The organism is Francisella sp. 19X1-34, from assembly GCF_041102755.1.
In the GTDB taxonomy this organism is placed as follows: domain Bacteria; phylum Pseudomonadota; class Gammaproteobacteria; order Francisellales; family Francisellaceae; genus Francisella.
The window spans coordinates 45,814-71,327 of record NZ_JBGCTX010000002.1 but is presented as its reverse complement, the minus strand read 5'-3'; the positions used below and the strand labels follow the sequence as shown (position 1 = coordinate 71,327).

Sequence of the window (25,514 nt, the reverse complement as noted above, 5' to 3'; positions counted from 1 at the left end):
CATTTTTTAGACAAGAAATGTAGATTTTCAAAATTTACTCCAATTATTGCTTAGATTGCAACACTCCCATAATATGAAAAGAATACACATTATTGAGAGTTTGCAAAGTAAAAATGTACAAGATGCGATAGTACCACCTATATTTATTACTATAAAACCGAAAGTATTTTTTATGGATTTAGCACCGTTTACAGATAATTGGTATAATGAGCAGTTTGCTAGTTATTATGGCTTTAAATCAATTAAAACTGATCAATATAGTCAAGTATCAATATTTTAACTTTATCTAAAGAATATGGTTTTTAAATATATATGAATAGAATATCTTGTAATATCTTATTAGAAGTATTGGCAGAGATATTAACCAAGCTAAAGATAAAATTGGCGGAAGTAATGGCATATGTATAATATCAATAAGCTTAAAGAATATAGTTGTATTTTGTATTCTTGCAAAAAGATACGTATATATTGCTGTTAAAAAAAAGAAGCTAATAATAAAAATTACTAACACTATTATTTTTTTTAAATATAACTTATTCATTACGATAAATCTCCGGTTTTGAAACATTGTTATAAATGTGATCACACTCAACATAATTAAATCCATAAAACTCTGCATAAGCCTTATTGTTATAAGAATTTTTATCTGCGGTTATATCATCATTGAAAATAGTTGCACTCATATATGTTAGGCATGGTAGTTTAGGGTTTTTAATACCTTTTTTTTGATAGCTACTTACTAGCTGATTTCTATATTTTTCAAATTTATATAATTCAATGCGAGTATTAGCTATTGATAGTAAATATAATGCTAAAACAATAGCAATCAACAAACTTAATTTATTTAGAAAAAACTGGAGCTTAATAATAATTTTAGAGCTATGTGTGTAAAACTGTTGATATGTTGCTATAAAAAATATTACATAGTAAATTAAAAGGACTCGTTGATTTATATCATAAGATTTAACTACTGGAGTTAATATAAATATAGAGCAAACTAAAGTCAAAGTGTATAAAGTAGCTTTTACTTTCTTAATATTCTTGTTAGAAAATATTAAGGCGATAAAAACTATAAGCATCGCGATAAGTATTGCCGTATCTGTAGGCCTTGAGATTATTTGGTTTAATAAATTTATAATATTATCAAATGAGCTTGTATTAGTCCCATGAGACATTGAGTCTAATCGAGCATAATTGCCAGGAGCACCTATTAATATAGCTCCTCCTATTGTGCAAGATATAAAAAAGGCTACAATAGCATTATTGATAGGTTGAGTATATGTTTTTCTATCTATGAAATAAGATATGCATAAGAGAGCAGACACTGCAACATAGATTTCATTATATAAACCAATTACGGAGCCTACAAAGATAGCAAAAATTATATTTTCTTCATTTTTAATAATTGTTAAGTAGTATAGTATAGTTAATAAAACTATACCCCAGAAATACTGAATTGCTGCAGTTTTCCACAGGATATTACCAATAAAACCAGTTTGATAGAATACTAATGTAAAAAATAGTGAGAAAATTAAAAAATCTTTTGATACGATTTTCGCCTTACCAAAACCAATAATCTTAAAAGATGTAAACATAAATATAACAAAAGCTATTGAACTGACAATATTGATAATAAATAAAGATAGTCCAATGTAGGTTTTGCTTAAAAGTAGATATATTAAGGCTTGTGCAGAAACTCTCCCTGTCCAAGTGAAATAATCAGCTTGTATGGAGTGAACCATCATTATAAGTCCTTTCCCTAGTACATCTGTACATGCTCGCCCAAAATCATCTCCTCGTAAAGGTTGGAGATAATTTAAATAAAGTATAAGAGAAAATACAAACAATGCTATTAAGCTAGTAGCTATATAATTTTTTTTCATAAAAAATTAAGAGTTTATAATTTTAAATTTAGTTTACAACATTTGTGTATTTGTATAAAGATAATTAATAAAGGGATTGAGTCAATATTTTTTGTAGGAAAACACTATTTTAATTCACTAGAAAACATATTTTGTTAGTAGTATAATTGCAAGGAGTTATGTTAGATTTATAGCATTTGGGAGGCTTTGTGATCAATCTTATTCTGTGTGGAGGTAGTGGTACTAGGTTATGGCCGATAAGTAGAAAGCTGTTACCAAAACAATTTGTACAAATGTTTGATAACAAGTCTTTATTTCAGTTAACTATAGAGAGAAACTCTTCTGTTTGTGATTCCTCAATGGTTGTGTCTAATGAAGGCCAGCTCTTTTTAGCAAAAGATCAGCTGGAAGAATTAGGATTGTTAAAATCGAGTAAGTTTTTAGAAGAGCCAGTCGGTCGTGATACTGCTCCGGCAATTGCACTAGCATGTATGAAGTTGGATCCCGAAGAGGTGGTTTTTGTGACGCCATCAGATCATGTAATAAATTTGGATGATGAGTATAAAGGTGTTATTAAGCAAGCAGAGAAACTTGCTAAACATGATAATTTAGTAACTTTTGGTATAACTCCTACCTTTGCGAATACTGGGTTTGGATATATAAAATCCGCAGGTGGTTTTGACGTGGAAAGTTTTCATGAAAAACCAAATGCTGAAACTGCTAAGAGACTCTTAGATGATGGCAGCTATTACTGGAATTCTGGGATGTTTATGTTTAAGGCAGGTGTTTTTCTTTCAGAGTTACAGAAGCATTCTCCAGAAATATATTCAGCATGTGTTGAAGCATATGAAAAAAGTGATTTGAGAAACTCAGATGCTATTAATTATGATGATATGATTAGCATTCCAGCTAAATCAATAGATTATGCGGTTATGGAGAAATCAGATAAGATAAAAATGGTTATTGCTGACATTGTCTGGAATGATGTTGGAAGCTTTGACTCCCTTTTTGATCAGCTTCCTAAAGATAAGAACAATAACACTATTAGTAATAATCATATCAGCATTGATAGTAAAAATAATTTAATTCACAGTGAAGGGGGCTCTAAAAAAGTTGCAACCATTGGTGTGGAGGATTTGATAGTAGTAGATAGTGGCGATGCTCTTTTGATTGCTAAAAAAGGAAGCTCACAAAGAGTCAAAGAGGTAGTAGAGCTTTTGAGTGATGAGCTAAAAAACATTCATTTGACAGCTCATAGGCCGTGGGGAACTTATACAGTATTAGAAGATACTCCAGGGTATAAAATTAAAAAAATAGAAGTTAAACCTGGAAAGAGACTTTCTTTGCAGAAACACTTTCATCGCAATGAACACTGGATAATAGTGTCAGGTACAGCTACAGTGACTAAAGGAGATCAAGATTTTATTGTTAGACCTAATGAATCTGTATATATTCGCATGGGTGAAGTTCATAGGTTGGCAAATGATGGTAAAATTCCTGTTATCTTGATTGAAGCTCAAGTTGGTGAGTATACAGGTGAAGATGATATTGTTAGACTTGAAGATGATTTCAATAGAATTTAATTTAATAAAGTAAATATAAGGATTGTAAATGAAAAAGGTAGCATTAATTACAGGTATTACAGGCCAGGATGGTTCGTATTTGGCTGAGTTTTTATTAAAGAAAGGCTATATTGTTCATGGTATTAAAAGAAGAAGTTCACTTTTTAATACTGATAGAATTGATCACCTGTATCAAGATCCTCATGTTGAGAATAGAAACTTAATTCTACATTATGGTGATATGACTGATTCTATGAACCTAACTAGAATTATTGCAGATACTCAACCTGATGAGATCTATAATTTAGCTGCTATGAGTCATGTGCATGTATCATTTGAAACACCTGAATATGTTGCTAACGCTGACGGTACTGGTACACTTAGAATACTTGAGGCTGTTAGATTGCTTGGTTTAGAGAAGAAGACTAAGATTTATCAGGCAAGTACATCAGAACTTTATGGTAAAGTTCAAGCAATTCCACAAAGTGAAACTACGCCATTTTATCCAAGATCACCTTATGCAGTTGCTAAGATGTATGCTTTCTGGATTACAGTTAACTATAGAGAAGCATATGACATGTATGCTTGTAACGGTATTTTATTTAATCATGAATCTCCTGTGCGTGGAGAGACTTTTGTAACTAGAAAGATTACAAGGGCAGCATCTAAAATAGCATTAAATCTTCAGGATAAGCTTTATTTAGGTAACTTAGATGCTAAGAGAGATTGGGGTCATGCAAAAGATTATGTAAGAATGATGTGGATGATTTTACAAGCAGATCAACCTGAAGATTGGGTAATTGCAACAGGTCAGACAACTACAGTTAGAGATTTTGTTAAATTGTCATTTGCCTATGCTGGTATTAGTTTAAGGTTTGAGAATGAGGGTGTTGATGAGATTGGTGTGGTTGATTCTGTAGATTTAGCAAGAGCAAAAGAAGTTAATGTTGATTTATCTCATTTATCAGAGGGGCAAGTAGTCGTTTGTGTTGATCCTAGATACTTTAGGCCAACAGAAGTGGATTTATTATTAGGAGACCCAACAAAGGCTGAGCAAAAGCTAGGTTGGAATAGGGAGTATGATTTAAAGGATCTTGTAAACGATATGATGGAAAGTGATCTTAAACTAATGACAAAGGATGTTTACCTGAAAGAGGGTGGCTATAAAATTATGAGCTATTTTGAGTAAGGAAATATCTAAAATGCAGAAAGATAGTAAAATATATGTTGCTGGTCATAGAGGGTTAGTAGGTTCTGCAATTGTTAAGAATCTTAAATCTAAAGGCTACAATAACCTTGTTTTAAGGACTCATGCTGAGCTTGATCTAACAAATCAAAAAGCTGTTGAAGATTTTTTTAGTTCTGAGAAACCTGAATATGTAATTTTAGCAGCAGCTAAAGTTGGTGGTATTGTTGCAAATAACACTTATCGAGCGGAATTTATCTATGACAATATTCAGATTCAAAATAATGTCATACATCAAAGTTATGTAAATGGTGTTAAGAAGCTTTTATTTTTAGGTAGTACATGTATCTACCCTAAAGAGGCTCCTCAGCCAATCCCTGAAGATTGTTTGCTAACTAGTCCGTTAGAATATACTAATGAGCCATATGCTATAGCTAAGATAGCTGGTATAAAAATGTGTGAAAGCTATAATCTACAATATGGTACAAATTTTATATCTGTAATGCCAACTAACTTATATGGCCCAAACGATAATTTTGACCTTGAAAAGTCTCATGTTTTACCAGCCTTAGTTAGAAAGATACACCTTGCTAAACTTTTAAATGAAGGTCAAACACAAAAGGTTTTGACTAATTTATCTGTGGATTCTATTACGCAAGCGGAACAATATCTATCTAAGTTTGGTGTTAGTGAGGACTCTGTAGAGATATGGGGTACTGGTAAGCCAAGAAGAGAGTTTTTATATTCTGAGGATATGGCTGATGCCTGTGTATTTTTACTTGAAAATAGGGATTTTAAAGATACTTATTCAAATGATGATACTAAAGAAATAAGAAATACTCATATTAATATTGGTACTGGAGTCGATATTTCTATTAAAGAGTTGGCTGAGCTTATTAAGGAAATTGTTGGTTTTAAAGGGCAGCTTAAATTTAATGTTGATAAGCCTGATGGTACAATGGTTAAGCTTACAGATCCTTCTAAGCTACATTCTTTAGGGTGGAAGCATAAAGTTGAACTTGAGAATGGTATTAGAAAAATTTATAAATGGTATCTTACAGAGTCCTAGTTATTGAATTAGGATTTAAAGATGTTTCTTGTATACTATCAATTAAGTATTGATTCTTATTATTGAGGTGCATTAATTATGAAAGGAATAATATTAGCTGGAGGTAGTGGAACTAGACTATATCCGATTACTAAGGGTGTTAGTAAGCAACTGACACCAATTTATGATAAACCGTTAATATACTATCCTTTATCTGTGCTTATGTTAGCTGGATTAACAGATATTTTAATAATTACTACAGAACAGGATCAATCAAGTTTTAAAAACCTTTTGGGGAATGGCTCTGATCTTGGTATTAATCTTGAATATATAGTGCAACCGAGCCCAGACGGACTTGCTCAAGCTTTTATATTAGCTGAGGAATTCTTAGCAGGCGATTCAGCTTGTCTTGTGCTTGGAGATAATATTTTTTATGGCCATGCTTTACCTAAGATGTTTATGAAAAGTATTCAAAATGTAGAGCAAAAGAATTGTGCTAGTATATTTGGTTATTATGTTGATGACCCTGAGAGATATGGTGTTGCTGACTTTGACGTTGATGGTAATGTTGTGAGTATTGAAGAAAAGCCTAAAAAACCAAAATCTAATTATGCTGTTGTTGGTTTGTACTTTTATCCTAATGATGTGGTGGAAAAGGCAAAGCAGGTCAAACCATCAGATAGAGGCGAGCTGGAAATTTCTACCCTTAATCAAATGTACCTTGATGAAGCACGCCTAAAAGTTAAGACTATGGGTAGGGGGTATGCATGGTTAGATACTGGCACACATGAGAGCATGCTAGCGGCTAGTAATTTTATCCAAACTATAGAAGAAAGACAAGGATTGAAGGTAGCGTGTCTTGAGGAGATTGCCTATGAAATGGGGTATATTTCAAAGGAGAAGCTTATAAAACTAGCACAACCACTCAAGAAAAATCAATATGGTCAATATTTAATTAAAAGAGCCAAAGAAGGTGCTGTACCACGATGAAATTTTCTAGAACAAAAATAAGAGATGTTGTAATCTGCGAGCCTACTATTCATGGGGATGATAGGGGGTATTTTGTTGAGACCTTTCGTGAAGACAAGTTGTTTGATTTTCTAGGTTATAAAATTAATTTCTGTCAAGATAATGAATCTAAAAGCTCTTATGGTGTCCTTCGAGGATTGCACTTTCAGTTGCCTCCATATGCTCAAACTAAACTTGTAAGAGTTATTCAAGGTAAGGTATTAGATGTTGCAGTAGATATTCGCAAAGGAAGTCCTACATTTGGTGAGTATGTTGCTGTTGAATTAAGTGCAGAAAATAAAAAGCAATTATTAGTTCCTAGAGGCTTTGCTCATGGTTTTGTTGTCTTGGAAGATGACACAGTTTTTGCTTATAAAGTAGATAATTATTATTCACCAGAGTCTGATAGAGGAATTGCATTTAATGATGCGAGTATTGCTATAGATTGGCAAGTCCCTACTCATAAACTTAAGCTCTCGGCAAAAGATAAGTGTCAGCCAAAGCTTGATGACATGGTTGATTTATTTGAAGATGGAAAGAGTTATTATTAGTGTTTAATAGCTCTTTTGATGATATGGTATGTATTGTTTAATGAGTGGTTTCAGTGGTTGAGTAAATAGGCAGATATGAGAATACTAGTAACAGGTAGTAGCGGGCAGTTAGGTTCAGAATTAAGGGAGTTAGTTTGTGTAGGTGAAAATGTCTCAAATAAGGTTGCAAATGATAACGGTTTTGAGTATTTTTTCACAAATAGTAATTTGTTAAATATTACTAGTCACGATGCAGTTAAGCAGTTTATCGTTGACAATAATATAGATGCTATTATTAATTGTGCTGCGTATACGGCTGTAGATAAGGCAGAGTCTAATTTTGAAATAGCAGATAAAATAAATAATTTAGCAGTTGCAAATATAGCTAAGATTGCTAAGGATCTTGGCCTTAGGCTTATCCATATATCTACAGACTATGTTTTTGATGGTCAGAATTATAGGCCATATTGTGAAAGTGATGAGACAAATCCTCAAGGTGTCTATGGGATTACTAAGTTAGCCGGTGAAAAGGCTGTTCTAAAGATAAATCCAAAAAACTCTATAATTATCAGAACATCATGGGTGTACTCATACTATGGAAACAACTTTGTTAAAACAATGTTACGTTTAGGAAAAGAAAGAGAGCTCTTGGGTGTGATATATGATCAAGTAGGTGCCCCTACTTATGCTAAAGATTTAGCCAAATCTATATTGGCAATTTTAACAAAACTTAATAATCAAGGTGTCGAAGTATATAATTACTCGAATGAAGGTGTTACAAGTTGGTATGATTTTGCTAAGGAGATCATGAGTGTTGCGGATATTAATTGCCAAGTAAATCCAATTGTAACAGCAGATTATCCTACTCCTGCAAAAAGACCACATTACAGTGTACTTAATAAGAATAAAGTTAAACGAGATTTTGATATAGTTATACCGTATTGGAGAGATTCTTTAAAAGATTGTATAAGAAAATTACAAAAGGATTTATAAAATGTATAAAGCAAAAAATATTTTAGTAACTGGAGCGGCGGGCTTTATTGGTAGTAATTTTGTACGTATGATGCTATCAAGATATAATGATGTAAAGATAGTGTCTTATGATAAGCTTACATATGCGGGCAGTTTAGATAATCTGAAAGGCTTAGCTAATGATCAGAATCATACTTTTATAAAGGGTGATATCTGTGATGAAGCTTTAGTATACGAGACCCTCAAAAAACACAATATTGAAACTATAGTTCATTTTGCGGCAGAGTCACATGTGGATAACTCAATAGCTAATCCAAAAGTGTTTTTAGAGACAAATGTAATAGGTACATTTAATCTCTTAAATTGTGCTAAGAAATACTGGTTGGATGAATTAGGGCTAGATGAAACAAGTTGTAAGTTTCATCATGTATCTACAGATGAGGTATATGGTACTTTATCAAAGAATGATCCGGCATTTACTGAAGAAAAGGCTTATGAGCCAAATTCTCCATATTCTGCATCTAAAGCAGGTTCTGATCATATTGCTAGGGCATATCATCATACTTATAAGCTTCCTGTAACTATTTCAAACTGTTCAAATAATTATGGACCTTATCAGCATCCAGAGAAGTTAATACCAGTTGTAATTAATAGTTGTATAAATCAAAAGCCAATTCCAGTATATGGAGATGGTTCAAATATTCGTGACTGGTTGTATGTGGTTGATCATTGCGATGCTATTCAAACTGTAATTGAAAAAGGCGTCATAGGTGAAGTGTATAATATTGGAGGTATTAATGAGGTAGATAACCTTACACTTATAAACACTATATGCAGTCTAATGGATAGTTATAAGCCAGAGAATGCACCACATAATAAGCTAATATCGTTTGTAGAAGATAGAAAAGGACATGACTGGCGTTATGCTATAGATAATAGTAAGATTCAAAATGAATTAAGCTGGAAACCTTCTCAAAACTTTGAGAAAATGTTTAAAGAGACTATTGAATTTTATTTGGGTGAGTAAATGAAATTATCAATTGTTACTACTCTGTATAATTCCTCCAAATATGTATATGAGTTCTATAATAGAGTTTCAGAGCAGGCAAAAAAAATTACTAGTGACTATGAAATTATATTTGTTGATGATGGTAGCCCTGATGATAGTCTGCAGAAAGCTATCAAAATTCATAAGAGTGATGAAAGGGTAAAGATAGTAGAGCTTTCTCGTAACTATGGTCATCATAAGGCAATTATGACAGGACTTTCATTTGCAGAAGGAGACTATACATTCCTTATAGATAGTGATCTTGAAGAGGAGCCGGAGTTGCTTGGTGAATTTTGGCATGAAATTCAAGAAGATAGCAATCTTGATGTCGTATATGGAGTTCAGGAAAGTCGAAAAGGAGGCTGGTTTGAAAGGTGGAGCGGGAAGTTTTATTATACTATAAGAGGTTATCTATCTACTGTATATGTTCCACACAATATTATAACGGCTAGATTGTTTAATCGAGATGCTTTAGATGCTGTACTTGCATATGGTGAGAGAGAACTTTGTATGGGATCTATATTCCATGATATAGGGTTCAACCAGAAAAAAATGATAGTCTCTAAGAAGAACACTTCTCCTAGTAATTACTCATTATTTAGAAAAGTATCTTTAATGTTTAATAGTATAGTTTCTTTTAGTAGTAAACCTTTAGTTTTTATATTAGCTTTAGGATTTATGATTACATGTTTATCGGCCTTATATATTATCTATATTTTAATGTCTTTTATATTTTTTGATATAAAGTTAAGAGGCTGGGTGTCTGTTATGGTATCAATATGGTTTTTTGGTGGGTTGTTAAGTACTTTCATTGGCATACTTGGGTTGTATATATCTAAAATTTTCACAGAGGTTAAAAATAGGCCTTACACATTAATTAGAACAACACGTGGCTGTAAGAGACATTAAAATGAAATTAAGGAAATTAAAATTAGCATTTATTGGTGGAGGAATAAACTCTGCAATAGGAATGACTCACAAAATAGCTTCAACTATGGATGATAAGTTTGAGGTAGTATGTGGATGTTTTAGTAAATCTAAAGATATTAATGAGCAAACTGCGGAAAGTTGGCATATTGATAGATACTATGATAATCATATTGATATGATAAAGAATGAGAAGAAAAATATTGATGCTATAGTTATTTTAACTCCAACTAATACTCATACAAAAATTATTCTAGACATAATAAACTTCAACATTCCAATTATATGTGAAAAGACTTTAACATCATCTTTAGATGATACTCAACTGATAAAGAAAATATGTGATAAACAAAGCTCTTTTTTAACTACCATCTATAATTATACGGGCTATCCTATGGTTAGAGAGCTAAAAAGTATGTTAGCTAATAATCATATAGGAAAGATCTTTAATGTGAGGTTAGAAATGCCTCAGGAAAGTTTTATAAAACTTGGAGCTGGCGGGAAAGTCCAGAAACCACAGTTGTGGAGACTGTCTGATGATGATATTCCTACTATATCGCTTGATTTAGGTACTCATTTATCAAATATGTGCTCTTTCTTAATATCTGAAAAGCCTATTAAAGTGGTATCAATGCAAAATAGTTATGGACATTACGATGTGATAGATAATGTTAGTTGTATGATAGAGTATGAAAATAATATTAATTGCCAAATGTGGTTTAGTAAATGTTCTGCAGGTCATAGGAATGGTTTGAAAGTTGAAGTTTATGGTGAAAAAGGATCGTTGATGTGGTACCAAATGAATCCTGAGGTATTACATTATTGTAATAATGAAGGGCAAACTATTTTAATTGATAGAGCTTCCAAGGATGTTAAAGTTTCTAATCTAAAACGATATGAGCGTTTTAAAGCAGGTCACCCAGCAGGTTTCATTGAAGCGTTTGCAAACCACTATAGTGATATATATGATGCAATTATACGTTATAATGAAGTTGGGACAGGCTATATGAATGAATATGTGTTTGATGTGAATTCCTCAGTTGATAACCTTCTTCTTATGGAAGCTATTAAAGAATCAGCTAAAAGTAATAAATGGGTAGAAGTATATTAATATTTAGAGAAAGGTGTTTCTAGTTTAAGCATATTAGTTTTGTTTAGAGTATTTTAAAATTATATAGAGATTATGACATGAATAAGTTGCTAATTAATGGAGGAAGTCACTCAGAAATTCCTCTTATCAAAGCTGCTAAGGAGCTAGGTTTTTATGTTATCACAACAGGTTATGATAAAGATGGTCTAGGACACAAATTCTCCGATGAGTACATAGCTGCTGATTTTTCTAATGAAGTAGCTATTTATAATATAGTTAAAAATAATGATATTAAATACGTAATTCCTGGATGTAATGATTTTTCACTGTTGACGGTATCTTATATCTCTGAAAAGATGAATATAGGATGTTATGATACTTATGAAACTTCATTGATTCTTCATCATAAGGATTTATTTAGGGAGTTTGCTCTTAGAAATAATATTTCTGTCCCGAAAGCTTGCTCGATTAGTTCTATAGGTGAGTTATCCAAAGTAAATTTTTCTTATCCAATTATGGTTAAGGCCGTTGATTTAAGTGGTGGTAAAGGTGTCGTTCGTGTTGATAATGAGGATGAATTAATAAAGGCTATAAATGATTCTTTAAATATTTCTCGTAAAAAAAATATTGTTTTAGAAGAGTATATTGATGGAACACACCATAGTGCATCTATACTTATAAAAGATGGTTTGATTGTGTTCGATTATTTTGCAGATGAGTATTTTTATTTAAATAAATATTTAGTAGCAGGGGCTAATACCTCTTATAACGTAAGAGACAATATCCAGAAAAAACTACTTATTGAGATAGAAAAGGTCATTAAATTACTTAAATTAAAAGATGGTATAGTACATGTTCAATTTATAATTAATAATGAGGATGTATATATAATTGAGATAACAAGAAGATGTCCGGGTGATCTTTATATTGATCTTGTTAGTATGGCATCCTCAGTTAATTATGCTTTACAAGTTCTGAATCTCTGTTGTGGTAGAGACATAAAAGAGCCGACAAATCACACAGAGAGAAAGTTTATTACTAGGCATTGTATAATGGCGGATAGAAAAGGTAAGTTTGAAGAGATTATTTATGATGCTTCTATTAGGGATAATATTATAGCTGAGAATATCTGGGCGTCAAAAGGCGATATGATTCAAGATGAAATGACTGATAAGTTAGGCATAATTTTTCTAGAATTTGCTTCTAAAAGAGAGATGCTGGAGCTAACAAATAATGTTCATAACTTGATTAGTGTGAAACTTAGCTAGCAATATCTGAAAAAAATTTCCAAACTACTCCCATGACAATGTTTAAACATTATTGTAGCTAATAATACTGGCTTTATTATATAGCGTGAGATTAATAAGGCTAGAGGTTCTAATTTTGAAGCTATATTTACTGATTAGTTAAGGAGATGTTAAAATTATTTATATTAACTTAATGATATCTAAATAGAGCCTCTCAGTAAGCCTTATTTATGAAAAGATATTTGTATAAGTTGAGTTCTCTTGTAATATAGGGAATTTTTAGTAATAATATACACTCTTTGCTAAGAGTTGTTAGGTTTTAGGGTTAGTGTGTGGACTTCGTACAGAGTATAAAAATTATACAAAGATAATATAAGGGAAATGTGTGATTGTTTTTAATAAACCGGCATATACCTCAGATGAGGATAAATTCGTATCTCAATCAATGAAAAGCGATAAGATATCAGGTGATGGAGAGTTTACAAAGAAGTGTACACTTTGGTTTGAAGAGAATTTAAAATGTAGAAAAGCTTTATTAACTACTTCATGTACTCATGCATTGGAGATGGCTGCTATACTCTTAGATATAAAGCCTGGGGATGAAGTTATAGTTCCTAGCTTTACATTCGTATCTACTGCTAATGCGTTTGTGCTTAGAGGAGCTAAGATTATATTCGTAGATATAAGGCCTGATACTATGAATATAGATGAAAGTAAGATTGAGGCTGCTATAACAGATAAAACTAAAGCTATTGTATTAGTCCATTACGCAGGAGTTAGTTGTGAAATGGATGTAATAATGGATATTGCAGATCGATATAATCTTTTTGTGGTCGAAGATGCAGCTCAGGGAATGATGAGTTCATATAATGGAAAACCTTTGGGAACTATAGGGCATATTGGGGCATATAGTTTTCATGAAACTAAAAATTATACTAGTGCTGGTGAAGGTGGTCTTTTAATTGTTAATGATAGTAGATTTGCAGGAAGAGCAGAGATAATTAGGGAGAAAGGCACAAATAGATGTCAGTTTTTTAGGGGGATGATTGATAAATATACATGGGTAGATATTGGCAGTAGTTACCTTATGAATGATGTTAGTGCAGCGTATTTATGGGGTAATATCCAAAATGTGAAAAAGATAAATGATAATAGGTTATCTAGTTGGTATAGATATTATGAGCACTTAATACATTTGCAAGATGAAGGGAAAATAATACTACCAACTATCCCTGATAACTGTGAGCATAATGCTCATATGTTTTACATTAAGCTCAAAGACATAGAGCAGAGAACAGAATTAATATCATATTTGAGGAAGAATGGAATTTATGCAGTATTTCACTATGTTCCTTTACATTCGTCAAACTTTGGTAAAAAGCATACTGTATTTTGTGGTGAAGATAAGTTTACTACGTTAGAAAGTGAAAAATTAGTTAGATTACCTATGTATTATGGTTTAAAAGATAATGAGATTGATTATGTTTGTGAGAAAATTGAAAGGTTTTTGAAATGAATATATCGAGTGAGTGAGCTAGAATGAAAATATGTTTTAGCTGCTTATGGGAAAGGTAGCTTATGGGGCCCTATGAGTAAATTTGATGTATCAAAGGCTTGTAAAACTGCAGGTAATAAGAACATAATAGTTGTGAATAGTTACAAAGATAAGAAGCTTAGTTTAATAAGGTGTAGTGAAAGTTAGCTCTGTTATAGAGGATTCCCCATTTTTTTTATTAATCCATGATATATTCCTATGAAGCAGTGTTTTAGTTTCTTAGTTTTTTCAATACCTCTGGATGAGTAAAAATAGATATATATAAAAGTTTTGAGAAATATAGATAGCCTTTGAGTAAGGCTTAAGTATTTGCAATAAAAAAATAGATAAATACCATTTCTTGTTAAAAAATACATTCTTTTTGCACTTCTATCTGGGTAGGTATTTCCAAGAACTGAAATGCTTTCTTCACCAATAGAGTGTTCTAGGAGTGTGTCAGAATTTATTAATATTTCAAACCCTTTAGATTTTGCTCTTAAACACCATTCTATATCTACATAGTCAATAAAGAGCTCTTCTGCCATTAAACCTATTTGGCTTAAATTTGAAATGTTAATAATAGTTCCTGATGCAATGGTAAATAAAGATTTGTGCACTCCAGCTGTTGGCTGCGAATATTTTTTGAATCCGAGGCTCTTTACATACCCTTCTCTTAAGTTTGTTGTTTTATTAAGAAACATTGAACCTATCGATGCGACATCATCAGTTATATGGTGGATTAGCTTGGTGATATAGTCATTCGGGTAGCTAGTATCCTGATCAGATAATAGCACATAGTTGTAGTTATCGTTTATAGCTTTTTGTAATCCTATGTTTTGTGCAGATGCGATACCTATATTTTTATTTAGCTTTATAGTTTCAATATCTAAGGAATCAATTCCATTTATATTATTGCTATTGTTATCGATTATTATTATGTTATTAGATTTTCTATTATCTAGAGTTTGGTTGTGTAGACTGGTGATAAGTTTATTTAGTACGGAGATGCTTGGATTGTATGTAACAATTATTGTTAATATTTTCATTACAACAAAAGTCTGTTCTAGTAATTTATGAAAGTATATTGTAAATAATAAATATTACAATATTTTAGCTCATTTGAATGTATATGTTGGGGTAAATATCCTATGCATATTAAATAATTTAAATAGCATCTGCGCACAAAATAATTTTTTATCGTATCTAAATAAAAGTACAAGCTAACTTAATAATCTCTAGATATACCTAAATAATTTTATAAGTCTAGAGAATATGTCTTTATCATAATAAAATACTAATATTCCCTCATTGACAACCTGTCCGATAAAATATTTGAGCGAAATAATCCTTTTATATAAGTAATGCATTAGTTTATTTTGAACCTAATTTATTTTTTGTCTTATATGTACGGGTAATTCTGAGTTAATAGGAATATTTTTTCGAACTATTGGTATATTAATAATAATTAAAAATAGTTTAGTGTTTTTAATTACGTAGCGTTTAGGCAAATTTAGATTTGAGTGCATAAGTAATTTATTAAAACATCTAGAGATAATTGATAAACGATGCTAAAATCTAGCGAATTGTATTTTTACCTTTAATTTTTTTATTTGGATGAGAATGAAAATTCTTATAGTTACAGCATTTTTTGAAAATACTGAGTCAATAGCTTCTCAACGGCCATTGAGTTGGGCTAAGTATTGGTCACGTGACGGTCATGACATAGAGGTTATAACAGCATCAAAAAAACCATATAAGCTAGCTTATACGAAAGAAGATGTTAACTATGATGTCATAGCAATAGGTACTAGATTGCTAGGTGGTTTAAGGTTTGCAAAATATACATATAAGCCTCGAGCTGAGGCTAAGAAAACAGTCCAAAAATCGTTTATAAAAGAAAGTCTTAGAAAGTTGCAAGATAAGTTCTGCAAGCCTGCAGGGGTATTTTATTTATCAAGGATGCCAGACTTTTTGGATATATGGTACTTTAATGTGAAAAAATATATTAAAGGTAGGAAGTACGACTTGGTTGTTACAACTCATGGACCATATCAGCCTAATTTGATAGGTTATTACTTAAAAAAAAATAATCAGACTAGGCATTGGATCGCAGACTATCGAGACTTATGGACACAAAGTCATAACTTTAAAGGTTTGTTTCCATTCACTGTTTATGAGGAGTTTTTAGAAAAAAAAGTTAATAGAATGGCTGATATTATCACTACGGTAAGTGAGCCTTTGGCTCAGCAGTTGAGGGGTAAGTATAATTTAAGCAATGTGCATGTGATTGAGAATGGTTATGATCCAGATGATATTAATGAGCTTGATTCTTCTAGGTATTGGGAAGATGATGCTAAAGTGAGGATTGTGTATACAGGAACTATTTATGAAAAATATCAAGATCCGTCACCCCTATTTAAAGCTATTCGCAATATAAAACAGTCATCAAAATCACAGTTATTGTCTAATTTAGAAATACATTTCTTTGGTGTTAGAAACTATCATTTATCACGATTGATAGAAAATTTTTCAGTTGAAGATTATGTATTTCAAAATGGTGTAATAAAAAGAAAAGATTCGTTAAGAGTTCAAAGAGATGCAGATATATTACTCTTTATGGAGTTTAGAAAAAAAGGTGTGAATGGTGTATTAACAGGAAAAATATTTGAATATATTTCCTCTGGAACTAAAATATGGGGGATAAATACTTCTCAAGAGTCATGTCCAGGACAAATTATTTTGAATAGCGAAATGGGCATTCTTTTTGATAATTCTATATCAAAGATACAGCAGCATTTAGAGAGTGTTTTAGACTGTAAAAGTTTGCTACAGACTAAAAAAATGATATTGTTTGAGAGATATAGTAGAAGAAATCTTTCTACTAAAATGTTAGAATTGTTAGCTGATAGTTTTTAGTGAGAAGCGAGAAGTTGTATGAAAGAAATAATTTTGAATAAAATTAAGAATAAAGAAATAGTTATAGGAGTCGTAGGTTTAGGCTATGTTGGTTTGCCTCTTGCTGTTGAAAAAGCTCTTGCTGGCTTTAAAACAATTGGATTTGATGTTCAGGAGGCAAAGGTTGAGCTTGTTAATCGAGGTAAAAACTATATAGGTGATGTTGTTGATGAGCATTTGAGTGATGTTGTTGATAGAGGTTTACTAAGTGCAACTACAGATTTTAGTTTTATTGGTGATGTTGATTTTATTGCTTTATGTGTTCCAACCCCTCTAGATGAGTATCAACAGCCAAATATTAGCTATGTGAGAGAGTCGGCTAAGGAGATTGCAAAGTATCTTAAAAAAGGAGTTATGGTTGTACTAGAGTCAACAACATATCCAGGCACAACGGAGGAGCTTCTTAAACCAATTCTTGAAGAAGGTTCAGGGTTAAAATGTAGTGAAGACTTCTACCTTGGTTTTTCACCAGAAAGAGTTGACCCGGGTAATAAATTTTTTAAAACAAAAAACACTCCTAAAGTAGTTGGTGCTATTGGTGATGATGCAAGAGACATTATTTCTGAGGTTTATAGACAGGTTTTGGAAAGTGAAGTTTTTGTGACATCAACTCCAGCAGTTGCTGAAATGAGTAAGATTCTTGAAAACACTTATAGAAATATTAATATTGGCTTAGCTAATGAAATGGCTATACTGAGTGAAAGAATGGGAATAAACTACTGGGAAGTTGTTGAAGCAGCTAAAACTAAACCGTTTGGTTTTCAAGCATTTTATCCAGGACCTGGATTAGGTGGTCATTGTATTCCACTTGATCCATATTACCTATCATGGAAAGCTAGGGAGTTTGGCTTTCATACATCTATGATTGAAGCGTCTATGATGGTTAATGATAGAATGCCAGAGTACTGTATTGAAAGAGTATCAAGGATTCTGAATAAGTATGAGAAACCAATTAATGGCTCAAAAATATTAGTATTAGGAGTTGCATATAAAAATGATATTGATGATTATAGAGAGAGCCCTATGTTACCTATTATTAGGATGCTAGAAAATCTAGGTGCTACTGTTAAGTTTTATGATCCATACATATCAAAATATAACTATAAATCTAGTCGGAAAGTTGGACTGAAAGAGCTTAATGAAGAATGTTTACAAGAATCAGATCTAGTATTTGTTGGAAGTAATCATAGTAATATTGATTACAACTTTGTTCAACGGAATGCAAAATTTATATTTGACTCTAAAAATGCTATGGTAAGTGTAGTAAATAGAAATAATATTGAAACTTTATAATACTTAAGGTATTAGCTATATTAGTGGATGATTAGTTTTTTATTAAAATGAGATCCTAGATTTTATACCTAGGCAAGAGAAAAATAGTATTTTAAAGAAAGACTGATCAATCACCACAAATGTAATAGTTATAAAAAATGTTTTTAAAAAAGCATAAAAAGGAAAGATGATGAAAAACTTTGCATTAATAGGAGCTGCTGGATATATAGCACCTAGGCATATGAAAGCTATTAAGGAAACAGGTAATAATTTAGTTGCGTCATATGACGTGTATGATGGAATTGGTATTATGGATAGTAATTTTCCAGAAGCTGAGTTTTTTACAGAACTAGAGAGATTTGAGGATTTTATAGAAAAGTTTAATAGAAAGAATCAAATAGATTATATAGGTATAACTACACCAAACTATTTACACAAAAGCCATATTCGGATAGCACTCAAAAATGGGGCAGATGCTATATGTGAGAAACCTCTTGTTTTAAACCCATCAGATATAGATGAATTAAAGCTTATAGAAAAAGAAACAGGGAGAAAAGTCTATAATATTTTGCAATTGCGGCTACATGAGTCAATTATAGCTTTGAAAGCGAAGGTTGAAAACGAACTAAAAGAAAACCCTAATAAGATTTATGATATCGATTTAACATACCTAACAAGTCGTGGCAAATGGTATTTTGAATCTTGGAAAGGCAAGGATGAAAAATCTGGAGGTATAGCATCAAATATAGGTGTTCATTTCTATGATATGCTTTGTTGGATATTTGGAGATGTAGAAGAAAATATCGTTCATATTAAGCAAGCAGATACAAATGCAGGATACTTTAAATTAAAGAATGCTACTGTTAGATGGTTTCTTTCTGTGAATTATAATTATATACCAGAAGATGTAAAAGCAAAAGGCCTTAGAACATATCGTTCTATTACTGTAGATGGTGATGAGATAGAGTTTAGTGGTGGCTTTACTGATTTACATACAAAAAGCTATGAGCATATATTGAATGGTGGTGGTTTTGGTCTTGATGAGGCTTACGGCTCTATTAGTACTGTTTCAACTATTAGGAATTTGCCTGCTATTGGTCTTGAAGGAGAATACCATCGATTTTGTGAGAAGTTGGATGTATAGGATGATGAATTATTTTATACATGATTCGAGTTATATCGATGATAATGTAACTATAGGTGAAGATACTAAAATTTGGCATTTTTGCCATATTCATTCAGGAGTTAATATCGGCTCTAAATGTTCACTAGGTCAAAATGTAAATGTTGGTAATAATGTAAAAATTGGAAATGGTGTTAAAATACAAAACAATGTTTCTGTATATGAGGGTGTTGAGCTTGAGGATTATGTGTTTTGTGGTCCGTCAATGGTTTTTACTAATGATCTAACTCCTAGGGCAAAATATCCTAAAGGTAAAGACGCATATAAGAAAACATTAGTTAAGTATGGCGCTTCAATAGGAGCAAATGCAACTATAGTATGTGGTAATACTGTAGGTAAGTGGGCTATGATAGCATCTGGGGCCGTTGTGACTAAAGATGTTGCTGACTATGCTTTAGTTGCGGGCATACCTGCTAAGCAGGTGGGCTGGACTTGTGAATGTGGTAGCGTACTTAAGAACATAAATAAATGTGATGATTGTAACAGAAAGTATAAATTAGAAGATAATAAACTGGTGCAAATATAATGGAATTTAGAGACTTAAAAGCACAATATAAAGCTTTAAAAAAAGAAATTGATACAGCTGTTTTAAACATTTTAGAGTCTGGGCAATATATAGGCGGGACTGAAGTGAAGGAGCTTGAAAAAGAATTAGCCGAATATGTGGGTGTTAAACATTGTATAACCTGCGCTAACGGTACAGATGCTTTGACTATTTCTCTTACAGCGTTAGGTATTGGCAAAGATGATATTGTTCTAGTGCCTGATTTTACATTTTTTGCATCTGCAGAATCTGTAGCTTTTGTAGATGCTACTCCGGTATTTGTAGATGTAGATGAGCAAACGTATAATATCTGTCCGTATAAGATTGAAGAAACTATTTTAGAGTTACAGCAAAAAGGTTATGCAAAACAGATTAAAGCTATAATGAGTGTTGACTTATTTGGGCTACCAGCAAATTATCCAGAAATACAAAAAATAGCAGATAAATATAATTTACTAATAATAGAAGATGCTGCCCAAGGTTTCGGTGGTAGTATTAATGGTCAAAAAGCTTGTAGCTTTGGTGATATAGCTACAACTTCATTTTTTCCTGCAAAACCTTTAGGGTGTTATGGAGATGGAGGAGCAATTTTCACAGATAATGATCAATTAGCAACTCTTATACGTTCTTATGTGGTTCACGGTAAAAATGGTGATGATAAGTATGACAATATCCGTATAGGAGTAAATTCTCGATTAGATAGTATTCAAGCGGCTATTTTAAGAGTTAAATTAAAAGCTTTTAAAAACTATGAATTAGATGCGGTAAATAAGGTAGCAAAAAAATATAATCAAGAATTAAAAGACAAGACTTATCAGTTACCATATGTCCCAGAAGGATATATTTCTAGTTTTGCTCAATATACTATTAGGTTGGAGTCAAAAGAGACTAGAGATAACTTACAAAGAGAGTATGCTAGTAAAGGTGTACCAGTTATGGTGTATTATAATAAACCAATGCATAAGCAAGGGGCATTTAAGAATAAATTAATAGAGCTGGACTGTTTTACTGGTTCTCAGGGCTTATGTGATACAGTTTTAAGTTTGCCAATTAACTTATATGGACATGTTGATGAGTGATAATATGTATGATTATGTGATAGTTGGAGCTGGAATAGTTGGTATGACAATAGCATATGAACTGTTACAGAGAGGTAATGACTCAATAAGAATACTTATCGTTGAAAAAGAATCCGATGTTGCATTTCATGCTAGTGGAAGAAATAGTGGGGTTTTGCATGCGGGCTTTTATTACTCTGCAGATAGTTTGAAGGCAAAGCTCACCGTTGAAGGCAATAGGCTCATGAAGGAGTTTTGTAAGTCTCATGGGATACATGTTAATAAGACGGGAAAGCTTGTTGTTGCAAGTAATTTACAAGAGCTAGATGGTTTAAAGGAGTTAAAGAGGCGAGGGGATGTTAATGGTGTTGAACTTGAGTTAATAACTGAAAAAGAAGCTCAGTTAATTGAACCTAATATAAGAACGTACAAATACGCTCTATGGTCACCAAATACTGCATCCGTTAATCCTAAAAAAGTGTGTATGACTTTAAGGGATGAATTAATTTCAAAAGGAGTTGTATTTGCATTTAATACGGATTTCTTAAAATCTAACTATTCATATAAATTTCTTGTTAATGCAGCTGGTCTATATGCTGATAAAGTAGCAAAGCGGTTTGGTTTAGCTAAGGAGTATACATTACTTCCATTTAAAGGCAGGTATGCTAAATATACAGGCATAAAGAATTTTGTTAAAACAAATATATATCCTGTTCCTAATTTGAAGAATCCGTTTTTAGGTGTTCACTATACGGTTACGAATACTGATGAAATCAAAATTGGTCCTACAGCGACCCCAGTTTTTTGGCGAGAAGGATATTCATTGTTTAAAAAATTTAAGCTAAGAGAGTTTGCCGAAATATCTTACTATATTTTAAAGCTATTTGTTAAAAATAAGTTTGGCTTTAGAGAACTAGCATTTGAGGAGCTTAAGAATTATAATAGAAAATATTATGAAAGTAAGGCATGTAAAATGGTTGCTTGCTTTGACAGTAAGTTTAAAAGTATGCCTGCTGGCATAAGAGCTCAACTTTTAAATACTAAGACGTTGGAGCTTGTGCAAGATTTTGTTGTTGAACAAACTGAAAGTTCGATTCATGTTTTAAATGCTGTTAGTCCGGCATTTACATGTAGTTTTGCATTTGCAAAATATATAGCTGATAAGATTGAAATTATTAAAAAGGAAATGAGATGAGTAAATTAAAAGGTTCTAAAGTACTTGTGATTGGTGCAGCTGGCTTTATAGGTGGTTTTGTAGTAAAGGAATTGCTAAAAACAGAGGTCAAAGAAGTTATAATATTTGATAATTTTGCTAGAGGCAAAATGGCGAATATACAAGACTCATTAGAAGATGAAAGATGTAGTATTTTTCCATATGGTGGAGATATAAGAGAAGTAGATGTTTTAGATAAGGCTATGGAAGGTGTAGACTATGTATTCCATCTTGCAGCAATGTGGCTATTGCATTGTAAAGATTTTCCTAGGACAGCTTTTGATGTAAATGTAGCCGGGACATTTAATGTTTTAGAAGCTTGTGTTAAACATAAGGTTAAAAAACTTATATATAGTTCATCAGCATCTGTTTATGGAGATGCTGTAGAAGTTCCTATGAAAGAGGATCACCCATTTAACAATAAGAATTTTTATGGTGCTACAAAAATCTCGGGCGAGTCTATGTGTACTGCCTATAATGATAGATATGGGTTGGAAGTGATTGGTTTGAGGTATATGAATGTGTATGGTCCTGGGCAGGATCAGCATGCTGTTTACAGTGGTGTTGTGCCGATTGTTTTGAATAAGATAGATAGAGGGGAGCAGCCATCTGTTAATGGTGATGGTTCACAAGCTTATGACTTTATTTATGTCGAGGACGTTGCAAGAAGTAATATTGCTGCGGCTGAGTCTGATACAAAATTTGGATATTATAATGTTGGAACAGAAGTTCAAACTACTATAAAAGAGCTTTGCCAAACAATGTTAGAGCTTAAAGGATCTGATCTTGAAATAAACTATATACCATATAGTGCCGATGATGCTAGACAATTGGTCCAGAATAGAATAGGTTCGAAAGATAAAGCTGAGAATGAATTGGGCTTTAAATATAAATACTCTCTTAAGGAAGGTATACAAAAGCTTATAGACTGGAGACAAAAGAGCGGAATAAAGGGCTAATATAATGTGTGGTATTGTCGGAGCCTTGGCTCTAGGGAGTAGTTCTGTTGATATTTCTAGTATAAAGAAAATGGCAGATGTTATTCAGCATAGAGGTCCTGATGATGCTGGCTATTTATGTTTTCATACTGGCCAGAGGCATTCTAAAAAAGTTTCGTTTTTCTTAAACTTAACTGACCAACGATATAAACAAGTTGATGATATGTTGCCTTGTTTAGAGTCTGCCTCAGTACAAAAAGAATTGCATTGTCACGACTATGATCTTTATATGGGGCATAGGAGGCTATCTATAATTGATGTTTCAAGATTAGGTCATCAGCCAATGAGTGATTTATCTAAAAATATTTGGATAGCTTATAATGGTGAAATATACAATTATAAAGACTTGAGGAAAGAGCTTGAGAGTCTAGGATATGCTTTTAAAAGTGAAACAGATACTGAAGTGATTATATACTCGTATGCTGAGTGGGGTATAGATTGTGTAAAGAAGTTGAATGGGATGTTTGCATTCTCTTTATATGATAATCTAAAGAAAAAATTTTATTTAGTTAGGGATAGATATGGGATAAAGCCCATATACTATCATATTACACAGGAAAATACTTTTTTGTATGGTAATGAAATTAAATCGATTTTAGAGTATGGTGGGGTAGCTAATCAAGTAGATGAAAAGGCCCTAAAAGAGTACTTTACTTTCCAGAATATTCTATCAAATAGAACTTTGAATAAAGACATACATATACTTGAGGCTGGCCATTATTTTGAGATAGATTTATCATCACAAAGCATAGCGAAGAGGCAGTACTGGGATTTTGATTTTAAAGAGCCTGAAATTATAAAAGATGAGAAAGAGTATATAGAAGAGCTCGATAGGTTATTTAAGCAGGCTGTTGAAAGACAGCTTGTTGCGGATGTCCCTGTAGGCACTTATTTGAGTGGCGGTATGGATAGTGGATCTATAACTTCTATAGCGGCATCAAAGCTACCTTACCTTAACACTTTTACAGTTGGATTTGATCTTAGTAATATAAGTGGTTTAGAACTGGCTTTTGATGAGAGATCAAAAGCTGAATTTATGTCGTATAAATTTAAAACTGAACATTATGAAATGGTTTTGAAGTCAGGAGACATGGAAAGGTGTATGAATGACTTTGCTTATCATCTTGAGGAACCTAGAGTTGGTCAAAGCTATCCAAACTACTATGCAGCGAAATTAGCTAGTAAATTTGTGAAAGTTGTTCTTGGTGGAGCTGGTGGGGATGAACTATTTGCTGGTTATCCATGGAGATATAACCCAATTCTAAAAAGTAAAAGTTTTGATGATTTCTTGCAGAGATACTACTCTTTTTGGCAAAGACTTTTCTCAAAAAACGAGTTGAATAGTGCTTTTGCAAGTAATATAAGTGATAGTTTCGATTCTTTTGAAGTGTTTAGGAATATATTTGATAAATTTCCAAATAAGGAAAAAAGAAGTGACTATATTAACTTTGCTTTATATTTTGAAGCAAAAACGTTTTTACATGGACTTTTAGTGGTCGAAGATAAGTTATCTATGGCTCATAGCTTGGAAGCAAGAGTACCTTTTTTAGATAACGATTTGGTTGATTTCGCTCAAAAAGTTCCTGCAAAATTTAAACTTAGTAATATTTCAGACATTATTAAGATGAAAGATAGTGACTTAAGTAAACTTACGAAAACAAATAATGGCAAGGAAGTATTAAGAAAAGCAATGTCTAAAAGGGTTCCGGAAGAAATATATAAAGCTGTTAAGCAGGGTTTTTCTAGTCCAGATAATAGTTGGTTTAGAGGAGAAAGTATTGATTTTGTCAGAGATTCTATACTTAACAAAAATGCTAGATTATATTCTTGTATGGATTATGGAGTTGTATCTAAGATGATAAAAGAACACCTTAGTGGAGAAAAAAATAGAAGGTTGCTTATATGGTCTTTGCTTAATTTTAACCAGTGGATGGAAAATTACGGATTATGAAAAAAAGAAGTTCAAAAGCTTATGATTGTAATTATCATCAATGTAGAGTCAAGATGTTTTCAGGGATATGTAAGTATTTTTCTTCTTATAGGCATACATTAAGGATGTATGAGAGGTTGTTAAATATCTCATTATCTGCTTTAGGTTTATACAAGGTTAAAGGTAATGAGTTTAGCTTAAATTTTGCTGATATTAAGCAAGTTCGAGGAGAGTATATTTATATTACTGTTGATTCTATTAGTAAATGTTTAGAAAAAATTGGTCGTAAGCAATATTTAAAGAACTATGAACTTAGACTTCCTATTGAAAAGGGTGATAAATAAAAT

23 protein-coding genes are annotated in these 25,514 nt (G+C 32.1%); 21 read left to right on the top strand and 2 right to left on the bottom strand.

Annotated elements, in window-relative coordinates:
* The first annotated feature begins 73 nt into the window (after positions 1–73).
* Positions 74–280: a DUF6056 family protein gene (locus tag AB8E56_RS00725; RefSeq protein WP_329476921.1), complete on the top strand. Its 207-nt coding sequence runs from the start codon at positions 74–76 to the stop codon at positions 278–280.
* A 253-nt stretch (positions 281–533) separates the two neighbouring features.
* Here AB8E56_RS00725 and AB8E56_RS00720 read toward each other — a convergent pair whose 3' ends face one another.
* Positions 534–1,883, bottom strand: coding sequence for a DUF6056 family protein (locus AB8E56_RS00720; protein WP_329476919.1), 1,350 nt, complete (start codon positions 1,881–1,883; stop codon positions 534–536).
* A 188-nt stretch (positions 1,884–2,071) separates the two neighbouring features.
* Here AB8E56_RS00720 and AB8E56_RS00715 point away from each other — a divergent pair, with 188 nt between their 5' ends.
* From AB8E56_RS00715 to rffA, 11 genes are all read left to right on the top strand, one after another.
* Entirely contained in the window at positions 2,072–3,445 is a 1,374-nt protein-coding gene (locus tag AB8E56_RS00715) for a mannose-1-phosphate guanylyltransferase/mannose-6-phosphate isomerase (protein ID WP_329476917.1), read from the top strand.
* A 28-nt stretch (positions 3,446–3,473) separates the two neighbouring features.
* Positions 3,474–4,613, top strand: coding sequence for a GDP-mannose 4,6-dehydratase (gene gmd, locus AB8E56_RS00710; RefSeq protein ID WP_329476915.1), 1,140 nt, complete (start codon positions 3,474–3,476; stop codon positions 4,611–4,613).
* A 13-nt stretch (positions 4,614–4,626) separates the two neighbouring features.
* Positions 4,627–5,679: a GDP-L-fucose synthase gene (locus tag AB8E56_RS00705; protein WP_329476913.1), complete on the top strand. Its 1,053-nt coding sequence runs from the start codon at positions 4,627–4,629 to the stop codon at positions 5,677–5,679.
* Positions 5,680–5,757: 78 nt separating this feature from the next.
* Complete coding sequence (gene rfbA / locus AB8E56_RS00700; protein ID WP_329476911.1) at positions 5,758–6,648, top strand: glucose-1-phosphate thymidylyltransferase RfbA; 891 nt, start codon at positions 5,758–5,760, stop codon at positions 6,646–6,648.
* On the top strand, positions 6,645–7,217 hold the full coding sequence (gene rfbC / locus AB8E56_RS00695) for a dTDP-4-dehydrorhamnose 3,5-epimerase (RefSeq protein WP_329476909.1): 573 nt from the start codon (positions 6,645–6,647) through the stop codon (positions 7,215–7,217). The genes rfbA and rfbC overlap by 4 nt, the downstream gene beginning before the upstream one ends.
* A 75-nt stretch (positions 7,218–7,292) precedes the next feature.
* Positions 7,293–8,189, top strand: coding sequence for a dTDP-4-dehydrorhamnose reductase (rfbD, locus tag AB8E56_RS00690; RefSeq protein WP_329476907.1), 897 nt, complete (start codon positions 7,293–7,295; stop codon positions 8,187–8,189).
* Position 8,190: 1 nt separating this feature from the next.
* A complete protein-coding gene (gene rfbB / locus AB8E56_RS00685) occupies positions 8,191–9,195 on the top strand; it encodes a dTDP-glucose 4,6-dehydratase (RefSeq protein WP_329476905.1) in 1,005 nt (334 codons plus the stop codon).
* Entirely contained in the window at positions 9,196–10,125 is a 930-nt protein-coding gene (locus AB8E56_RS00680) for a glycosyltransferase family 2 protein (RefSeq protein WP_329476903.1), read from the top strand. It abuts the gene before it with no gap.
* 1 nt (position 10,126) lies between these two features.
* Complete coding sequence (locus AB8E56_RS00675) at positions 10,127–11,254, top strand: Gfo/Idh/MocA family oxidoreductase (protein WP_329476901.1); 1,128 nt, start codon at positions 10,127–10,129, stop codon at positions 11,252–11,254.
* 77 nt (positions 11,255–11,331) lie between these two features.
* Positions 11,332–12,501, top strand: coding sequence for an ATP-grasp domain-containing protein (locus tag AB8E56_RS00670; RefSeq protein ID WP_329476899.1), 1,170 nt, complete (start codon positions 11,332–11,334; stop codon positions 12,499–12,501).
* Between the two features lie 364 nt (positions 12,502–12,865).
* The gene (gene rffA / locus AB8E56_RS00665) at positions 12,866–13,996 is read left to right on the top strand and encodes a dTDP-4-amino-4,6-dideoxygalactose transaminase (RefSeq protein ID WP_329476897.1); all 1,131 of its coding nucleotides are present in this window, start codon (positions 12,866–12,868) and stop codon (positions 13,994–13,996) included.
* A gap of 191 nt (positions 13,997–14,187) precedes the next feature.
* Here the strand turns inward: rffA and AB8E56_RS00660 are convergent, their stop codons facing one another.
* The gene (locus AB8E56_RS00660) at positions 14,188–15,060 is read right to left on the bottom strand and encodes a glycosyltransferase family 2 protein (RefSeq protein ID WP_329476895.1); all 873 of its coding nucleotides are present in this window, start codon (positions 15,058–15,060) and stop codon (positions 14,188–14,190) included.
* A 574-nt stretch (positions 15,061–15,634) separates the two neighbouring features.
* On the opposite strand from AB8E56_RS00660, the gene AB8E56_RS00655 reads away from it, so the two are divergent.
* The 9 genes from AB8E56_RS00655 (at position 15,635) to AB8E56_RS00615 (ending at position 25,511) form a co-directional block, all read left to right on the top strand.
* On the top strand, positions 15,635–16,930 hold the full coding sequence (locus tag AB8E56_RS00655) for a glycosyltransferase (RefSeq protein WP_329476893.1): 1,296 nt from the start codon (positions 15,635–15,637) through the stop codon (positions 16,928–16,930).
* Between the two features lie 18 nt (positions 16,931–16,948).
* Positions 16,949–18,262: a nucleotide sugar dehydrogenase gene (locus AB8E56_RS00650; RefSeq protein WP_329476891.1), complete on the top strand. Its 1,314-nt coding sequence runs from the start codon at positions 16,949–16,951 to the stop codon at positions 18,260–18,262.
* 169 nt (positions 18,263–18,431) lie between these two features.
* Positions 18,432–19,385: a Gfo/Idh/MocA family oxidoreductase gene (locus AB8E56_RS00645; RefSeq protein WP_329476889.1), complete on the top strand. Its 954-nt coding sequence runs from the start codon at positions 18,432–18,434 to the stop codon at positions 19,383–19,385.
* Position 19,386: 1 nt separating this feature from the next.
* Positions 19,387–19,950 carry an N-acetyltransferase gene (locus tag AB8E56_RS00640; protein ID WP_329476887.1) on the top strand — a complete coding sequence of 188 codons (564 nt, stop codon included), beginning with the start codon at positions 19,387–19,389 and terminating at the stop codon, positions 19,948–19,950.
* Positions 19,950–21,047 (top strand): DegT/DnrJ/EryC1/StrS family aminotransferase, encoded by a 1,098-nt coding sequence (locus AB8E56_RS00635; protein WP_329476885.1) that lies wholly within the window; start codon positions 19,950–19,952, stop codon positions 21,045–21,047. The genes AB8E56_RS00640 and AB8E56_RS00635 overlap by 1 nt, the downstream gene beginning before the upstream one ends.
* Positions 21,040–22,221 carry an L-2-hydroxyglutarate oxidase gene (gene lhgO, locus AB8E56_RS00630; protein ID WP_329476883.1) on the top strand — a complete coding sequence of 394 codons (1,182 nt, stop codon included), beginning with the start codon at positions 21,040–21,042 and terminating at the stop codon, positions 22,219–22,221. The genes AB8E56_RS00635 and lhgO overlap by 8 nt, the downstream gene beginning before the upstream one ends.
* Positions 22,218–23,198 carry an NAD-dependent epimerase/dehydratase family protein gene (locus tag AB8E56_RS00625; RefSeq protein WP_329476881.1) on the top strand — a complete coding sequence of 327 codons (981 nt, stop codon included), beginning with the start codon at positions 22,218–22,220 and terminating at the stop codon, positions 23,196–23,198. The genes lhgO and AB8E56_RS00625 overlap by 4 nt, the downstream gene beginning before the upstream one ends.
* Positions 23,199–23,202: 4 nt before the next feature.
* On the top strand, positions 23,203–25,188 hold the full coding sequence (asnB, locus tag AB8E56_RS00620) for an asparagine synthase (glutamine-hydrolyzing) (RefSeq protein ID WP_329476879.1): 1,986 nt from the start codon (positions 23,203–23,205) through the stop codon (positions 25,186–25,188).
* Positions 25,185–25,511 carry a hypothetical protein gene (locus AB8E56_RS00615; RefSeq protein WP_329476877.1) on the top strand — a complete coding sequence of 109 codons (327 nt, stop codon included), beginning with the start codon at positions 25,185–25,187 and terminating at the stop codon, positions 25,509–25,511. Before asnB ends, AB8E56_RS00615 begins: the two co-directional genes overlap by 4 nt.
* Positions 25,512–25,514: the final 3 nt, after the last annotated feature.

Bases quoted from the DNA above. Each gene is read 5' to 3' on its own strand.
- AB8E56_RS00615 (WP_329476877.1), top strand. From the start codon at position 25,185: ATGAAAAAAAGAAGTTCAAAAGCTTATGATTGTAATTATCATCAATGT.
- rfbC (WP_329476909.1), top strand. From the start codon at position 6,645: ATGAAATTTTCTAGAACAAAAATAAGAGATGTTGTAATCTGCGAGCCT.
- AB8E56_RS00705 (WP_329476913.1), top strand. From the start codon at position 4,627: ATGCAGAAAGATAGTAAAATATATGTTGCTGGTCATAGAGGGTTAGTA.
- rfbA (WP_329476911.1), top strand. From the start codon at position 5,758: ATGAAAGGAATAATATTAGCTGGAGGTAGTGGAACTAGACTATATCCG.
- rfbB (WP_329476905.1), top strand. From the start codon at position 8,191: ATGTATAAAGCAAAAAATATTTTAGTAACTGGAGCGGCGGGCTTTATT.
- AB8E56_RS00660 (WP_329476895.1), bottom strand. From the start codon at position 15,060: ATGAAAATATTAACAATAATTGTTACATACAATCCAAGCATCTCCGTA.
- AB8E56_RS00645 (WP_329476889.1), top strand. From the start codon at position 18,432: ATGAAAAACTTTGCATTAATAGGAGCTGCTGGATATATAGCACCTAGG.
- AB8E56_RS00670 (WP_329476899.1), top strand. From the start codon at position 11,332: ATGAATAAGTTGCTAATTAATGGAGGAAGTCACTCAGAAATTCCTCTT.
- lhgO (WP_329476883.1), top strand. From the start codon at position 21,040: ATGAGTGATAATATGTATGATTATGTGATAGTTGGAGCTGGAATAGTT.
- AB8E56_RS00625 (WP_329476881.1), top strand. From the start codon at position 22,218: ATGAGTAAATTAAAAGGTTCTAAAGTACTTGTGATTGGTGCAGCTGGC.
- AB8E56_RS00725 (WP_329476921.1), top strand. From the start codon at position 74: ATGAAAAGAATACACATTATTGAGAGTTTGCAAAGTAAAAATGTACAA.
- gmd (WP_329476915.1), top strand. From the start codon at position 3,474: ATGAAAAAGGTAGCATTAATTACAGGTATTACAGGCCAGGATGGTTCG.
- rfbD (WP_329476907.1), top strand. From the start codon at position 7,293: ATGAGAATACTAGTAACAGGTAGTAGCGGGCAGTTAGGTTCAGAATTA.
- AB8E56_RS00720 (WP_329476919.1), bottom strand. From the start codon at position 1,883: ATGAAAAAAAATTATATAGCTACTAGCTTAATAGCATTGTTTGTATTT.
- AB8E56_RS00675 (WP_329476901.1), top strand. From the start codon at position 10,127: ATGAAATTAAGGAAATTAAAATTAGCATTTATTGGTGGAGGAATAAAC.
- AB8E56_RS00635 (WP_329476885.1), top strand. From the start codon at position 19,950: ATGGAATTTAGAGACTTAAAAGCACAATATAAAGCTTTAAAAAAAGAA.
- asnB (WP_329476879.1), top strand. From the start codon at position 23,203: ATGTGTGGTATTGTCGGAGCCTTGGCTCTAGGGAGTAGTTCTGTTGAT.
- AB8E56_RS00650 (WP_329476891.1), top strand. From the start codon at position 16,949: ATGAAAGAAATAATTTTGAATAAAATTAAGAATAAAGAAATAGTTATA.
- AB8E56_RS00640 (WP_329476887.1), top strand. From the start codon at position 19,387: ATGATGAATTATTTTATACATGATTCGAGTTATATCGATGATAATGTA.
- AB8E56_RS00680 (WP_329476903.1), top strand. From the start codon at position 9,196: ATGAAATTATCAATTGTTACTACTCTGTATAATTCCTCCAAATATGTA.
- AB8E56_RS00655 (WP_329476893.1), top strand. From the start codon at position 15,635: ATGAAAATTCTTATAGTTACAGCATTTTTTGAAAATACTGAGTCAATA.